Here is a 14,304-nt window from a genome sequence, read left to right on the forward strand (position 1 = left end):
CTGGGCTTAAAAACACTTCGAACTTTTTAACCCTGGTGGTGCCATGAGGTTCATCCCGCTCATAGTTGCAAGGCCCGAGGTCCAGATGGCCATAGACGAGGCGATAATGAGGGCCAGGATCGAGGGGAAGGCTCCCGACACGGTTAGGCTATACACCTTCTCGCCGAGCTCCGTGACCATAGGTCGCTTCCAGAGCGTCGTCCACGACGTCAACCTCGACGAGGCGCGGAAGCTCGGAATCCCCGTCGTCCGCAGGGTGACCGGCGGCGGCTCGGTGTTCCACGACGAATACGGTGAGGTGACCTACTCCGTCGTTGTCGGCGAGGACTACCACCCAATGCTCAGGAACGTCGAGACGAGCTACCGCTATCTGGCCGGCCCGCTGGTTGATGCGCTGAAAGAGCTTGGCCTTGAGGCGGGTTTCTCCGGCCTGAACGACATCGTTGCCAACGGGAAAAAAATCAGCGGCTCCGCACAGACGAGGCGGAAGGGGGTCATCCTGCAGCACGGCACGTTCATGTACTCCACGCGCGTTGAGGTACTCGGAAGGGTTCTCAGGGTCTCCAAGGCCAAGCTCGCCGACAAGGGCGTTTCGAGCATCTGGAAGAGGGTAACCACCCTGGAGCGCGAGGGCATAAATCTGAGCCGCTGGGAGGCCTACGAGCTGCTCAAGGAGAGCTTCTTCAGTGCCTTTGAGCCCGAGGAGGGTGGGCTCACCGACTATGAGCTCGAGCTCGCCGAGAGGCTGGTGGAGGAGAAATATGGGAACCCGGAGTGGAACGAGAGCCGGTGATTTAAGGTAGCTTCCAGTTTTCTTCTATCATATACCGCTCCGCCAGCTCGTAGAACAGTTCGTCCTCGCCGAGCTCCTCTCTCAGCTTTCTGAATTTCTCCTCAAGCTGGGGCAGCCGCCCCTTACTTCGTCTCAGCATGTCGTTGCCGAGGTCAACGGCGAAACGGAGGTACTCATCGTCCACGAGTATCCTTCCATCCCTGCCGAGCGGTGCCGTCAGGTACTCAGTGGCGTTTATTTCCACAAGGTAGCGCTTCGAGACGACCTTGAAGGTGGTGTACTTAAAACCCGAGGCCAAACCGAGCTCGTGGAGTCTCTTTGCCCTCTCTACGTCCTCGGCGACGATGTGGAATATGGGCGGCTGGCTCTTGAGGAATATGAGGCCCTTCTCGGCGTTTCTCAGGGCCTCCCTTGCCTCCTCGAACTCCATCGGTCTGTGGACCTTGATCAGCCACCTCGCGAGGGGCTTGGCCCCGAGGTCCGGTTCCTCCATTATGCCGATCCTGCCGGAGCAGGAGGAGGTCGTGTAGATTCCCCTTATCGAGTTGATGAGCAGGAGGTGATCGATTATATCCGCGTCAACCTTTCCTTCCCTCATAGCCGTGAAGAGGCTCACAAGGGCTTCGCGTTTGGCTTTCATGTCGAAACCTCCGGACGATTCTTAATTCCCGCGAAAGCGTCGTTAAGCGGGGGTTGGGGTAAGTAAAAGGTCTCAGCTTCCTCTTTCAGCCCCTTCTGTCGAAAACTTTATAAAGCTAACCCAAAAGGTTTAGCTGGAAATGGCCAGGGTGGTGTAGCCTGGTTAGCACAGGGGACTGTGGATCCCCTAGCCCGGGTTCAAATCCCGGCCCTGGCCCCATCATCACAAACTTCGCCTTCGCGAAGTTTGATCAAGGTTCGTGACCGCTTTTCAAGTGCCCTCTTCCAGTGTGCATCTAACAAGAGACTAATTTTTTAGTTTGGATTCTCGTTAATTAGCCACCAAAAGAAGTCCCTCAAATACGACGCCCTACGGGCGTCAAAAAAGAAAAGTGGACTTTAATATACGGTAATTTCCATGAGACCTCCTAGCATTAAAGGTATGAATCTGGAGTATGCACTCTTCAGCAAACAACATTTCAAAGCGGTCACAAACTGTGATCAATTTTTGCCTGGTAACAGTTGCTATACTCTTGAACCTTGAATGGGGGTTCACTTCTTCGGCTACACTATTGGCAGAATGAATAACAACCATCAAAAAATTCGAGATTGTTATTCAAAATGAAAAGTCAAAGCAGGCCTTCAATCAGTTTGTAGTCCTCCTCGGGGATCTCGCGCATAGCTTTGCCCATTAGATGCCCGCTCCAGCGCTTCTTGTTGGTGATGAAGCTGAGCTTTGGAATAATGGGCTTGAAGTCGAGCTCGCCGAGCTTTACGGGCTTGATCTTAACCCTGAGGGGGTAAGTCTCATTGAGGTGTGGCGGGCTCTTGAATATCTTTGTTGAGTCGGGGTAAGGCTCGCTAACGACCTCGAAGATGCCGACGATCTTGGGTTCGAGAACTTCTTTGTTCTTCCGCTCCTGCTTGACGTAGAAGACGAGCTTATCGCCGGGTTTAACTTTGGCGATGGTGTTCCTGTGCCTCTTCGCCACTCCCCAGACGTTCTTCTTTCTGACAGCCTCCCAGTTGTCGCGGTTGGTTATGCAGAGCCAGTAGGTCATGGAGGTCACCAAGAAGACTGGATGGAATGACAGTTTGAGGTTTCTCTTAGCTCAAAACATCTTGTATTTCTCTGATAGCACCAACAAGTTTTTCAATTTCTCCTGGAATAAGATCAGCTGTGCTAAGCACTGAAATGCAAGTATTTGGGTCTTTCTCCCACAATACTGGCAGTTCAGACCACGAAGAGATGTTTAGTTGATTTAACAGTTCATTTTCTTGTTGTTCCAGTTTTCGAATCTTTGCTATGTATAAATCTGCATATTTGCCATAAATGGAGATTGTCAGATATGGAAATATTGTTTCTTTTAGGTACTCCTTAAGTTTCTCTAAATTTCTTTCATTACCTGCTAAAAGAAATAATGCCTCTGGAGACACTTTATCCGAACCAAGGACTACTGGCATGGTATCTAGAGGCATTACCAAGAGGACTGACCCAGTAGGATGCCACAACTCGATAGTTGATATCAGTTTTTCCATGTTCTCTTTGTCGTTATCCTCTAATTTTGATGAAATCTTTCTCAGCTCTTCTATCAAGATTCGCTTTGTTTTATGGGCATATTCCATGTATCCATCCACGATTACTTGTTTCACTTCATTTTCGGAGGTAATTACATTTTTGGGGATCTTAATTACATATAATGGAACCATCCTTAGAGCCCTATCACTGAACAGTCGGATAGCTTTCATTTTGGAGGTTACAAAGTTTGAAAACATCGATCTAGTTGCAATGAATCCCTTATTCCTCAATGAGTTTACTATTAATCTCCTAGCTTCTTTTGAGAACTTTATTTCTCTTTTCTTTCTTGATTCATCTAGGGCTTTTGAGAGAGGAAAAGCGTCTCCCATTTCAAATATCATATATGTGTCCCTGTGTTTGAGGGTATTCTCCCAAATCTGATAAATCTGCCACACAGGGATTTTTCCATCTTCTACGAGAAGATTCAGTATCTTTGCGAGTTTCTGATACTTTTCCAATTCCATTTTTAGCTCTTCGTTTTCCTGTGTCTTTCTCCCGGATTCTTCGGATTTCTCTGCGATTATTTCAATAATGGTCTCAGGAACTTCATTCGTTTCGGGCTCAGTGAGGTATGATAAAATTGCTACTGTTATTACAAAGAGCACAATGCCGGGGATAAGATAGTAAGGATTCTTGAGATAGTAACTTATGTAAATACTTCCTGCGATCTCTATAAGTCCAAGAACACCTTTGATCAGCGCTATGATCTTTTTGTCAATTCTCATAAGTACTCCCTCTCCCGGACATTGGGAATAAGGGTCCATATTCTATGTATTCCCAAGGAAGACTTCTTCCTGTGGCGTTCTCCATTAATTTTTCAAATTCAAACTTTGCTATTACGAAATTTGTCCCGGTGCTAGTATGGACTTTAGCGGGGAAGTTAAGGATAATATCAATGATCTTCTTAGAGTATGGCCTAAGTCTATAATTTCGTTTGAATTTCTCCCAGAGCTTATTTATGGAACTTGATATTACATCGGCTAACTGCAGAAATATTGTTTTCTCTGAATCGCCAAAGAATATACGATAATGTCGATCAAAATTGTAATCTAGTCTTAAATTTAACGGATAAGGGATACCTCTCTCCCTTAATTTCTTTGAGACGTTAGATGAGGGGTCTGACAGAATATGAAGTTCGTTTTGTAGTATTTCCTTCCACTGTTCTTGTTGGTCGTGGATAATAACCACCCCCTCATATCCCCGATCATTTGAATATCTGTTAACTCTCATGAACACATTTGTTGCTGCAGTAGTGTGGGGTAGAAGAGATACTCTCTTTGATCCGGATTTAGGATCTGCGGGGGGTACATAATATTCCCAAGGGGGAGTCGAATATTGTGTTGGGCTTATAAGATGATTAGTTAGCTGATAGTAGTATCTGTCTATCATCCTATCAATAGGTTCCTTAAACTTCAGTGGGAACTTCTCCGAATCTCTTCTTAAGAATGCTAAGAACGTTTCTACATTTTCTTGCGAGGGCTCTCTGCTAGCTTTGGAGAACCATATAATAGTCTCAGGAGACAAGTTTAGATATAAATAATCAGCGAATCTGTTAAAGAAAATTCTCTTGTCGAACAATGCTTTAGGATGATCGAGTACTCCAGAAGTCAAACCGACGATATTCGCAATGTTGGCAATAATGAAAAATTTCTTGTCCATTAACTCCACAAAAACAGGAAAATCGTTTTCATACAGGTATTTGAACAATTCATAGATAAACTTAATCTTCTTTGGCCAAAGACGGGCTCCTTTTAGCTCTTTAAAGTAGATGTGGTTGTCCTTTTTTAACCTAGTTATGGCACTTGTTAATTCCTCGAAGCTACTTTCATCGTTTTCTATTCCAAAGCCGCCTAGTACAAAGTATGGTTGATTATTAAAATGACGGATATTCTCTTTGTTAAGAATTAAATCTCCAGTATTTCCACTTTCATCCAAAAATACATAGAAGCGTTTTTTCACCTCATAACTCACCCCTAAACGCCCTATCGAGTATCGCGGGGAGGAGCTGTTCAAGCTCCTTTTCCCGCTCCTCGTAGAGCTTGACGAGCTTTTGAGCGCGCTCACTCACTGAGTCGAGGTAGGCGACGATGCGTTTTTGTTCGTTGAGGGGTGGGAGGGGAATCCGGAATCTTCTAATCTCTCTTATTCCTAGATCTGGTGTTCCGATGCTTCTTGTCTTCTCTTTTGCTTGGACTCTGACTATCTGGGAATTAAGTACATACAAGAGGTACTCACTAGTGACAACTTGAGTATTGGGTCTGATAAGCACTAGGCTATGAAGTGGGATGAAAGGTGGGAATTCTTTTAAGAGTCTAGCTTCCCCGATAGTCCCAATGCGTGAGTAGAGAATATCCCCAGGTTTGGGATCAACCCTTCGCAGTTCCTTTTTATAGTCCTCCTCGGGAATGTACTTTTTAGCGCTTTTGAAATCAATTCCAAATGGAGTAAAATTCTCAGGGGAAATAACAGGTATTCCCTGTGGAGTGTACTTTGGTGTTTTATGGTCTCTGTCTGTAATTTTCTCGCAGATTTCATTTAACTTTCTCCACTCCCAGCCCCGCTCCTCCGCCTTCGAGAAGACCTCGTGGAGCGCCGAGGCCATCAGCTTTTCCGCTTCCTCCCTCGCTTCCCTCGCGAGCTTCTTCGCCTCCTCAAGGCGCTTGCTCACCTCGTCGAGCTTGGCGACGATGTGTTTTTGTTCTTTGAGAGGGGGGAGGGGGATTTGAAGTTTTAACACAGCTTCTTTGGGCACTCTTTGTCTCCCAGTGGTCCCAAGCATTTGTTCTTCAAGGATTCTTCTAGCGTATGAGCTCCTAAGAAAATGAAAAAGATACATTGTTTCAATTAAGGTCTTATCTTTTGGGTAGATGGCGTAAACTTCTGTTGTTGCTAGCGCAAATTCGCTCGGAACTTCTGGGACTATTCCCTGTTTTCCATTTTCGAAAGAAGGCGTTATTTTTGCAAGCAAGATATCCCCAGGTTCACAATATGAATAGCTTTTAACTTCCTCAGATTTTCGTATTTCATATCGAGCGAAAATACCCCGTTCTGGGATCAACTCCATTGGTATAAACACAGCCTCCATAGACTGGGCAATTTTCTTTTTAACTCCTGAATTACCACGTATTCCTGCAACCTCCCCCAACCTAACCCATCTCCACCCTTCGGGTAGCTCCCACGGTCCTTTCAGACCCGCGACCTTCGGCTCCGCGGGTTTCTCCCCCTGCCCTTTGGCGACCTTCTTCGAACCCATGAACTCCGTGAGTGGCTTCTCCCTCATGGCTTCTCACCGAGGACGGACTTAATCTCTGCCAGAAGCTCGCTTATCCTCTTCTCTTTCTCCTCAAGGCTTGCTATAATCTCTTCGGGCGCTGGGTACTCTATCGTTAGCTTCCTGTTCGGGTTCCTCGCGCTTAAATCATAGTCCCTCTCCTTTATCTCTTCTATACTGACCACCCAAGAGTTCTCGGAGAGAGCTTTCTTCTTCCACTCCTCGTCTCCGGTTTCAAGGTACTTCCTCCACGCCTCGAACTTTTTGAGTGCATCGCTTAAGTCCTCATCCTTAATCGGGTTCGCCCTCGTGTAGTTCTTTCCGTTAGGCGGCATAAGCTCGTAGTACCAGATTTCCTTCGTGGGCTTTCCGCGCTCGAAGAAGAGCAAACTGGTTTTCGGCCCGGTTCCGCCCTTGGGTGAGATGTTGGCGAAGACACCCTGGGGGAGGCTGACTATCGCGAAGACGTTGTTCTTTTCGAGGAGATCTTTTCTAACCCTTACGTAGGCCTTGGTAACGTTGGAAAGGACCCCGTCCGGCAGGACTATGCCCACCCTGCCCCCGGGCTTCACCTTTCTCATTACGTATTGGAGCGCCGCCAGCTCGGTCGAGCGGGTTCTAACGATTAAGTTTTGAAGGTTGGATTCCTTTATTTTGCCCCCAAACGGTGGGTTCGTGAGTATTACCTCGTAACGCTCGCCCGGATTGTGCAGGTCCTCGCTGAAGGTGTCGGTCTTCACGAGCTTCGCATTGACCCCGTGGAGGAGGGTGTTCATGTTGGCTATTAAATAGGGCTGGGCCTTGAGCTCCTGGCCGTGGAAGGCCTTCTCAAGCTTCCTCAGGTCTTCGGCGGTTTTGGCTTGTTTGTACATGTGGTTGTAGGCCTCGACGAGAAAGCCGCCTGAGCCGCAGAATGGGTCGAAGACGGTTTCCCCGATCTTTGGGTCGACGACCTTAACCATGAACCTGACAATGGGCCTGGGGGTGTAGTACTCGCCGGCCGCCCCTCCCTCACGGCCCATGAGCATCAGGGTCTCCTCGTAGAGCTGGGACATTATCTGCGTATCTTCTTCGTCGGTTCTTATGTCTTCGATGTTCTGGAATATTTCAAGCAGGTTGTGGGGGTCGTGAACCTTGAGCGTGACGTTGGAGAATATCTCCCCTATCTTGTTCAGCTCGTCGCTCCCGCCGAGGGAGCTGAGATACGGCCAGAGCTCGTTCGCTATGAAATCGTAGAAGGCCTTTACGTCCTTTACCCTCTTCAGGCTGTCAACACTGAAGCGCTTCGGCCAGTTGTGGAAGAGGTACTCCTCCTTTATCACCGGGCTGTATCGCTCACCTCTCAGCTCGGCCTCAAGCTTTCTCTCCTCTTCCCTATCACTCAGGATTTTAAGGAAAAGCATCCATGAGAGCTGTTCAACGTAATCGAGAATTGAAAGCCCTTCGGCTCGCATTATCTCGTAGATGTGCTCGATTCTATTCGCAAGGGTCTGCCTCTCCATTAATCATCCCTCCATTAAATCGGCGTACAGGCCTTTTTCAATCTCCTCCAGGACTTTGCGAAGGCCTTTCCCTCCGCCGAACAGCTTGGCAATGCCTTTCAGCCCACCGTAGGCCTTGAACTCCGGAAGTTCAAAAACCATTGGGTCTTCAATCTCGCTCAGGCCGTAGAGGCGGTAGTGGTCTATGAGGTCGAGGATTATTTCCCTGCCCTTCTCGCCGAACTTGTCCATGAACTCCTTCTTCAGCTCAAGGAACAGGTGCGCCCTCTCGTCCCTCGAAACTATCGGGGCGTCAAAGAGCAGGTTGGCCAAGAGGTCGAACTCATCCGCCTCGGGAACCTTCTCGATGAGTGAGAGCAGCTTGAGGTCTATGCCCGCTTTTTTCAGGTCTTCCTTAAATCCAAGCCTCGCTTTTCGGTTCAACCAGATTTTCTTGAGATCGGCCAGGCTGGTAATCCTCCTCTTCACCTGCTCCTTGGTGTACTTCACATACTCGGCCTCAAGAACCTTGTTGCCCTTGATCTCTATCTTTATCTTGTTCTCCTCCTGGATGTAGACGTTGATGCCTCTCACTGTTATCGGTTCTTTGTTCTCAGGTTTCAGTTTTCTGAGTGTTACAGTTGCCTGGTTATCTGGTCTCGGGAAGGTCGAGACGTACGTTTTCTTTGGCCGGTATCCGCTCGCCCGTATATCAACGAATACTGCTTCCCTCGGCACGTTACTGAGGAATATTCTTCCATTGTCGTCTGCGACGATGTGACGTGGCTTTCCGGGTTTAACATGAACCACGATATCTGCGCCCTTGATCGGTCTTAGCGTTTCATCATCGACTATAAGCAAGTTCAGGTACCAATCCGTGGGCCGGTTTTCATCTGGTTTGAACTTGGGGAAATCCCACCGGTCAAAGAGCCTCGTTGCTCCCGTGAAATCTACTACCCTGAAAGTGAACTTCCCGGTTTTATGGTACAATCTTGAAGCCCTGCCAATTATCTGGTGGAACTCCACCTTGGAGCCAATGTGCTTCAGAAAGATTATGTTCTTTATCGGAGGGACATCTATTCCGGTGCTCAGCACGTCAACGGTCGTCGCCACCGCCGGAAACTGTTCCTCGGCGTTTGCGAAGCTGTTCCTAAGAACCCGGTGGGCCTCGGGGTCGTCCGAGATTATCGGATAGGCGTAGTTGTCAACGTGGAACTTCGGGTTGAAATAGTTGTTTAGAAGGTCCGCCACTTCCCTTGCGTGTCTTTGGGTTGGGCAGAAAATAACGGTCTTGGCAAAGGGATCCGTATCCTCAAGGAACTTCGCTATCCAGCCCACTATGGCCATCGTCCTATCGGGAAGGATTATGCTCTTTTCAAATTCTTCTGCAGTATAATACTCCTTGAGCTCCGCTCCTTCCGGTATCTCCAGCTGAATGCCTGCACTTCTGAGCTCTTTGAAGGTTATTCTACCCTCTTTGTCCACGTTGGTGTAAACCCTTATGATTTCTTCCGGCGGGGCAAGGTAGCCGTCTTCTATGCCCTGGGCGAGCTTGTACTCGTAGATGGGCTCACCGAAGTACCTGTAAACGTCAACGTTGTATTTTCTCTTTGGAGTTGCGGTTAGACCGAGATGGATGGCGTTGCCGAAGTGCTCTAGGATGTCATGCCATCTATTCCAGCCCGAGCGGTGGCACTCGTCTATTATTACAAGATCGAAATAGTCTGGGTCAAAATGCTGGTAAACCTTCTTACCGTTTTTCTCTGAATATAATGTCTGATATGTAGCAAAATAAACGTCCTTAGCGAAGTTGATGTTATCTCCCGTGAGCTCGCAGCGCGCGTTTCCAAAGGCTTCAAACGCGTTGTACGCTTGTCCCCGCAGGTAGACCCTGTCCACTACAAAGAGTATCTTTTTCAAAAAGCCGCTCTGGTGGAGTTTCCACGCTATCTGGAACGCTACGAACGTCTTTCCGCTTCCCGTCGCCATCGTCAGGAGCAGACGTTTTCTCCCGAGGAGTATCTCCTCTATTGCGCGCCTAACAGCTACCTCCTGGTAATAACGGGGCTTTTTATCGCGAATGTAGAATGGAACTTCAAGGGGATTGGAATCAAGGCATTTTATAACCTCATCCAATCCTCTCCTCTGGTTGTATCTGTTCCATAATTCCTCCGGGCCGGGGAACCTATCGAGTTCACGCGTCTGCTTTGTGAAGAAGTCGTATTCGATAATTCTTAGACCGTTGGTGGCATATGCAAAGGGGGCGTTCAGCATCTTGGCGTATCTCTTTGCCTGTTCGAGGCCTTGGTACGGATCCTCTTTGGCCCTCTTCGCCTCTACCACAGCTATAATGTGCCTTCTGAAATCCGGATAAAACAGCACGTAGTCGGCTCTCTTGGGAGGAGTTCTGCTTCCGTCACTGTTGAGAATTCTCCCATCTGAGATTTGATATTCCCTTTGGATTTTATCCTCGTCCCATCCGCTCTCATGAAGCTTTGGATCGATCAGCTTAGTCCTCGTATCCGTTTCATTGTAATCTGGATACTCCACCATGTTTGAGACCCATATTCTGTGACCTCATGAGATATATAACGTTTACTTTTGGGCATAGGGATAGATTTTATATATATTATCTCCATTACAGAAAGGTATCGGTACCCAACACCCTTAAAACCCCTGGCGATTATATCCACCTCGGTGAATCCACATGCCCTGGAAAGACAAGCTCGGACTGGTTCATATCTACACCGGCAACGGGAAGGGAAAGACCACCGCCGCCTTCGGCTTCGCCGTGAGGATGCTCGGCTCCGGTGGGAAGGTCATAATCCTCCAGTTTATGAAGGCGCCGGACGTTTACGGCGAGCAGAAGAAGATAGCCGAGTGCGGTGCAGTTATAGAGTCCTTCGGTTTACCCAAGTTCGTCCACGGGGAGCCCGAGCCAGACGACATAGAAGCTGCAAAGAGGGCCCTGGCTCGCGCGAGGGAAGTGGTCTCGAGCGGCGAGTGGGATTTGGTGGTTCTCGACGAAATCTGCGTCGCCCTCGGCTTCGGAATGCTCGATGTTGATGAGGTCAAGGGGCTCATCAAGAACAAAGCGCCGCACACGGAGCTGGTCTTGACCGGCCGCTATTGCCCGGAGGAACTCTTTGAGCTGGCCGACTACGTGACGGAGATGAGGGAAGTTAAGCACCCCTACCAGAGGGGGATTCTCGCGAGGAGGGGCGTTGAGTTCTGATCCCATCCCCCCATCCCCGATTTCGACGTTGACCGAAAAGCTTTTTAGTTAGGAAAGCTTAAGATAATCCGGGAAGGTTTTAGTAACAATTCTTTAGAAAAGGGGGTGATAGAATGAGCGAGCTCATCGGCCAGATCGTGCAGGTTCTTAAGGAGCAGGTCGTTCAGGACACCGTTGTTCCCAGGAACATAAGGCGCGCCGCCGAGCAGGCAATCGAGGCCCTCCTGGACGAGAGCAAGGAGCCGGCCGTCAGGGCCGCCGATGCCATAGCGATCCTCGAGGAGATAAGCGAGGACCCGAACATGCCGATGCACACGAGGACGATCATCTGGGAGGTCCTCGGTGCCCTCGAGCAGGTCAAGTGAGCGTTTTCTTTTTACGCTCATTTCCCTGCGTTTTCTGACGGAATAAATGAACGGCAGGCTCACACTTTTCTGCCCATGTACCAGAGCTTCGCGCTCTCCTCGACGAGTTCGGCCTTGTAGAACGCCTCCCTGAGGGTTTTCCCCACGGTCACTATGCCGTGCTTGGCCATTATTGCTGCGTCTGAGTTCTGGAGGGCCTCGGAGGTGACCTCCGCCAGCTCTTTCGTCCCAGCGGGTCTGAACGGAGCTATCGGGATTCTCCTCAGGTATATCTCGGCCTCGGGGGTTATTATCGGCAGTTCCCCATCCACCAGAGTCGAGGCGACGATGGAATACGGCGGGTGCAGATGGGCGATGGCCCTGACGTCGGGCCTCGTTCTGTAAACCGCAAGGTGGAGCCTGTACTCCGACGACGGCCTCACCCCGGAGACCTGCCTTCCGCTCATGTCGATTACGGCGACCTGCTCTGCCGTCATGTCGTCCATCACCGCCCCGGTGGCCTTGATGAAGACGAGGTTTCCCCTCCTGATGCTCAGGTTTCCACCGAATGCAGCTGTAAGTCCCCTCTCGTGGGCCAGCCTGGAGTACTTCACCAGCTGGGTTTTGATTGCCCTGCTCATCCTTTCACCACCCTCACGCCGTAGCCGCAGTCCCGGCAGTAGGCTTTCTCCCCCTTCCAGGCGAGCTCTCCGCCGCATATCGGGCAGGTGTGCGGGTCGCCGTTTTTCCTCCACCTCGAGTATGTCTCGCGGTCTATGACGAGGAAGAGCCCCTCTGAATCCTCCTCGAAGTGGCCGAGAACGGGGTTGCTCTCCGGCTCGAGGGTCTTCTCGTCTATGATTATCGGTTCTATCCCGATGTTGCCCTCGTACTCGAGGTCGTTGGCGGGCAGTATCTCCACGACGAAGGCACCCAGCTCCCTGTCCCTGTACGCTATGACCTCGAGGGCGTCGCTCAGCTCTCCGCTGGATGATATAACATCGATGACAACGTTCTCTCCGCGCGGGAACGCGAGGGCGACCAGGAACTTTGTCCTGTATATCGCCATCCCCCTGTCGAGACAGCTCTCCTCGAGGCCGAACTCCCTCATGAATTCCCTGATTTCGTCCCCCTCTGGAAGGCGGCCCTTCTCAAGTATAAGCTCGCCGATTCTCTTCGCAAGGGGCATCGCGAGCGTGACCGGTTCGTACAGCTTCATGCTCTCACCCCCACTAAATCAGGAGAAAAATTTATAAACCTACCCGGGGCACTATGGAACGGGCAGAGGTCCCGCGGTAGCCTAGCCTGGGAGCGGCGGCGGACTGTAGATCCGCAGGTCCCCGGTTCAAATCCGGGCCGCGGGACCACCAGAAACCTTCTCCTGTCCTGGAAGTCCTGAACTGCAGCGTTCTTCTACCGCACTCGATTTTGAGCGAGTGGTTTTCCAGGGTATCTTTTCAGGGTATCCAGTTAGGGGTATCGAGAAAAACTTTTAACCTTTGGCGTGTTGTTAAACTCTGGTGTTTAAAATGGGGAAGGGGAGCTTTCTAACCGAGCAGCAGATTAAAATTCTCAGGCTCCGCGCCAGGGGCCTCAAACAGAGCGAGATAGCCGAGATGCTCGGAACGAGCCGGGCCAACATAAGCATCCTTGAGAGGCGCGCGCTTGACAAGATTGAGAAGGCCAGAAACACCCTCCTGATATGGGAGCAGATAAACTCCAAGATAAGCGTAGAAGTGAGGAAGGGGGAGGACATCTTCAACGTTCCGGAGAGGCTCTTCCTGAAGGCCGACGAGCTGAGGGTGAAGGTGCCGTACAGCACGGCGGAGATAATAGCCTTTCTCGTGGAGCACGCCCCGATAAGCGACAGGATAGCGAAGCGTGACTTCACGCTCTTCCTTGACGCCAAGGACAGGCTCAGGATAAGCGAGTGCCTACTTGAGGACTTCGATAAGGTGGGGAAGCAGGAGTGACGTGAAGACGCCGTTCAGGGCCATCGCAAGGCCGCTCACCGCTCCCGCGAGCTCATCGTCCAGTATTATCCTCGCCGTTCCAAGGCCGTGGGAGCCCACGCCCATCGCCAGACCGCGTGCTATTCTGTCCCGTACCCCCGTCGCGCTCAGCAGCTCCGGCCCAACCGCGTTCCCCATTATCCCGGTGAGTATCACGAGGACCGCGGTTAAAGCTGGAATGCCCCCTATCTTCTCGCTTATGCCGATCGCTATGGCCGTGGTAACGCTCTTTGGGGCTATGCTGAGGAGGACCTCCTCGCTACCGCCGAGGAGCTGCGCGATGTAGAACGCGCTCAGGATTGCAGCCGTTCCGCCGACGGCTACTCCGAGCGCTATCTCCCTCGCGTAGGCCTTTATGGTCTCCCTGCCCTTGTAAACCGGAACGGCCAAACTCACCACCGCCGGCCCGAGGAGGAACTTGAGTATAACCGCGCTATCCATGTAGCTCCCGTAGGGGATTCCGAACCACTTGAGGATGACCGCTATCGTGATTATGGAGAGGAGAACCGGGTTGGTATAGAAGGCCCTTTTCCTGGCGTGAATCTCCGAGAACAGGTAGAAGACCACCAGGGTGAGGGTTATTCCGAGCGGGTTCATTTCTCCTCCCTCCTGAGGAACTCGACGGTCTTCGCCGTTACGACGAGCGTAACCAGGAAGCTCAGTATCAGGGCGACGAATATCGGCACCGCTTGGCTCTTTATCAGGCCGAGGTAGGCCACTATCCCGACGCCGGGAGGGATGAACATGACGCTCATGTTTCTGACGAACAGCTCTGCCTCGCCCTCCACCCACTCCAGTTTGATGGCACCTGTGAGCAGCGCTCCCAGGAGGAAGAGCATCCCCAGAACGCTCCCCGGAATCGTCAGGTTGAGGACATAGGTTGTAAACTCACCCAGAGCGTAGAAGCCGAATATTATCGCCAGTCCGCGGTAGGGCCTCATGCTCCAATC

At 50.6% G+C, this 14,304-nt stretch carries 15 protein-coding genes and 2 tRNA genes; 6 read left to right on the top strand and 11 right to left on the bottom strand.

Features of this window, described 5'->3' with window-relative positions:
* Positions 1-43: 43 nt before the first annotated feature.
* Entirely contained in the window at positions 44-793 is a 750-nt protein-coding gene (locus tag FPV09_RS09365) for a lipoate--protein ligase family protein (protein ID WP_148883205.1), read from the top strand.
* A gap of 1 nt (position 794) precedes the next feature.
* On the opposite strand, the gene taw3 is transcribed toward FPV09_RS09365, so the two are convergent.
* Positions 795-1,433, bottom strand: coding sequence for a tRNA(Phe) 7-((3-amino-3-carboxypropyl)-4-demethylwyosine(37)-N(4))-methyltransferase Taw3 (gene taw3 / locus FPV09_RS09370; protein ID WP_148883206.1), 639 nt, complete (start codon positions 1,431-1,433; stop codon positions 795-797).
* A 142-nt stretch (positions 1,434-1,575) separates the two neighbouring features.
* Between taw3 and FPV09_RS09375 the strand changes: the two genes are divergently transcribed.
* Positions 1,576-1,652, top strand: a tRNA-His gene (locus FPV09_RS09375).
* 409 nt (positions 1,653-2,061) lie between these two features.
* On the opposite strand, the gene FPV09_RS09380 is transcribed toward FPV09_RS09375, so the two are convergent.
* The 6 genes from FPV09_RS09380 to hsdR are packed head-to-tail and all read right to left on the bottom strand — an operon-like array spanning position 2,062 to position 10,316.
* A complete protein-coding gene (locus tag FPV09_RS09380; RefSeq protein WP_148883207.1) occupies positions 2,062-2,493 on the bottom strand; it encodes an EVE domain-containing protein in 432 nt (143 codons plus the stop codon).
* Positions 2,494-2,539: 46 nt separating this feature from the next.
* The gene (locus FPV09_RS09385) at positions 2,540-3,736 is read right to left on the bottom strand and encodes a hypothetical protein (RefSeq protein WP_148883208.1); all 1,197 of its coding nucleotides are present in this window, start codon (positions 3,734-3,736) and stop codon (positions 2,540-2,542) included.
* Complete coding sequence (locus FPV09_RS09390) at positions 3,726-4,970, bottom strand: DUF3800 domain-containing protein (RefSeq protein ID WP_168194754.1); 1,245 nt, start codon at positions 4,968-4,970, stop codon at positions 3,726-3,728. Before FPV09_RS09390 ends, FPV09_RS09385 begins: the two co-directional genes overlap by 11 nt.
* 1 nt (position 4,971) lies before the next feature.
* Positions 4,972-6,291 (bottom strand): restriction endonuclease subunit S, encoded by a 1,320-nt coding sequence (locus FPV09_RS09395; protein WP_148883210.1) that lies wholly within the window; start codon positions 6,289-6,291, stop codon positions 4,972-4,974.
* Positions 6,288-7,784: a class I SAM-dependent DNA methyltransferase gene (locus tag FPV09_RS09400; RefSeq protein WP_148883211.1), complete on the bottom strand. Its 1,497-nt coding sequence runs from the start codon at positions 7,782-7,784 to the stop codon at positions 6,288-6,290. The genes FPV09_RS09395 and FPV09_RS09400 overlap by 4 nt, the downstream gene beginning before the upstream one ends.
* A gap of 3 nt (positions 7,785-7,787) precedes the next feature.
* On the bottom strand, positions 7,788-10,316 hold the full coding sequence (gene hsdR / locus FPV09_RS09405; protein ID WP_148883212.1) for an EcoAI/FtnUII family type I restriction enzme subunit R: 2,529 nt from the start codon (positions 10,314-10,316) through the stop codon (positions 7,788-7,790).
* 154 nt (positions 10,317-10,470) lie between these two features.
* Here hsdR and cobO point away from each other — a divergent pair, with 154 nt between their 5' ends.
* Positions 10,471-10,998, top strand: coding sequence for a cob(I)yrinic acid a,c-diamide adenosyltransferase (cobO, locus tag FPV09_RS09410; protein WP_148883213.1), 528 nt, complete (start codon positions 10,471-10,473; stop codon positions 10,996-10,998).
* 113 nt (positions 10,999-11,111) lie between these two features.
* Positions 11,112-11,363, top strand: a complete 252-nt coding sequence (locus FPV09_RS09415) for a UPF0147 family protein (RefSeq protein ID WP_014013138.1) — start codon at positions 11,112-11,114, stop codon at positions 11,361-11,363.
* 59 nt (positions 11,364-11,422) lie between these two features.
* Here the strand turns inward: FPV09_RS09415 and FPV09_RS09420 are convergent, their stop codons facing one another.
* A complete protein-coding gene (locus tag FPV09_RS09420; protein WP_148883214.1) occupies positions 11,423-11,983 on the bottom strand; it encodes an aldolase in 561 nt (186 codons plus the stop codon).
* Positions 11,980-12,561 (bottom strand): transposase, encoded by a 582-nt coding sequence (locus FPV09_RS09425; protein WP_148883215.1) that lies wholly within the window; start codon positions 12,559-12,561, stop codon positions 11,980-11,982. Before FPV09_RS09425 ends, FPV09_RS09420 begins: the two co-directional genes overlap by 4 nt.
* Before the next feature lie 70 nt (positions 12,562-12,631).
* Here FPV09_RS09425 and FPV09_RS09430 point away from each other — a divergent pair.
* Together FPV09_RS09430 and FPV09_RS09435 are read left to right on the top strand one after the other, a co-directional pair.
* A tRNA-Tyr gene (locus tag FPV09_RS09430) sits at positions 12,632-12,709 on the top strand.
* Between the two features lie 162 nt (positions 12,710-12,871).
* Positions 12,872-13,315 carry a Tfx family DNA-binding protein gene (locus FPV09_RS09435; RefSeq protein ID WP_148883811.1) on the top strand — a complete coding sequence of 148 codons (444 nt, stop codon included), beginning with the start codon at positions 12,872-12,874 and terminating at the stop codon, positions 13,313-13,315.
* On the opposite strand, the gene FPV09_RS09440 is transcribed toward FPV09_RS09435, so the two are convergent.
* A complete protein-coding gene (locus FPV09_RS09440; protein WP_148883216.1) occupies positions 13,277-13,951 on the bottom strand; it encodes a CidB/LrgB family autolysis modulator in 675 nt (224 codons plus the stop codon). The two genes, FPV09_RS09435 and FPV09_RS09440, sit on opposite strands and share 39 nt — an antisense overlap.
* A complete protein-coding gene (locus FPV09_RS09445; protein ID WP_148883217.1) occupies positions 13,948-14,295 on the bottom strand; it encodes a CidA/LrgA family protein in 348 nt (115 codons plus the stop codon). Before FPV09_RS09445 ends, FPV09_RS09440 begins: the two co-directional genes overlap by 4 nt.
* Positions 14,296-14,304 lie beyond the last annotated feature (9 nt).

Origin of the sequence: Thermococcus aciditolerans (genome assembly GCF_008152015.1) — an archaeon.
Classification (GTDB): domain Archaea; phylum Methanobacteriota_B; class Thermococci; order Thermococcales; family Thermococcaceae; genus Thermococcus; species Thermococcus celericrescens.